Source organism: Paraburkholderia sp. BCC1885 (assembly GCF_900996235.1).
Lineage (GTDB): Bacteria > Pseudomonadota > Gammaproteobacteria > Burkholderiales > Burkholderiaceae > Paraburkholderia.
Genome location: NZ_CAAJGM010000108.1, coordinates 1 through 496, shown reverse-complemented (window position 1 = coordinate 496; position 496 = coordinate 1). Strand labels below are relative to the sequence as shown.

The window sequence follows — 496 nt, the reverse complement described above, 5'->3', positions numbered from 1 at the left end:
TGGCCTCGCTGGCCAGCGTGCGTGCCGCGGCCGACGCGCTGCTCGCCGACGGTCGGCCGTTCGACCTGGTGATCGCCAACGCGGGGGTGATGGCTTCGCCCTTCGGGCATACCGCCGATGGTTTCGAGACCCAGTTCGGCACCAACCACCACGGCCACTTCGTCTTCATCAACCGCATCGCGTCCTTGCTGGCGCCGGGCGCGCGCGTGGTCAACGTGGCCTCGTCGGGGCACCGCATGGCGCCGTTCTCGCTCGACGACCTCGGCTTCGAGCGCACGCCCTACGATCCCTGGGTGGCCTATGCACGCTCGAAGACGGCCAATATCCTGTTCGCCGTCGAGTTCGATCGCCGCTACAAGGCACGCGGCGTGCGCGCGGTGGCGATCCATCCGGGCGGCATCATGACGGAACTGGCGCGCCATCTGCCGGACGACGCGCTCGATGGCATGCTCACCCAGATCAATGCCGACCTGGCCGCGCAAGGCCAGCCGCCGTT

General features: G+C 69.0%; 1 protein-coding gene. It reads left to right on the top strand.

Annotated elements, in window-relative coordinates:
- Positions 1–496: SDR family NAD(P)-dependent oxidoreductase (locus FQ755_RS08325; protein WP_144153001.1), on the top strand; the 496-nt coding region annotated here is incomplete at both ends.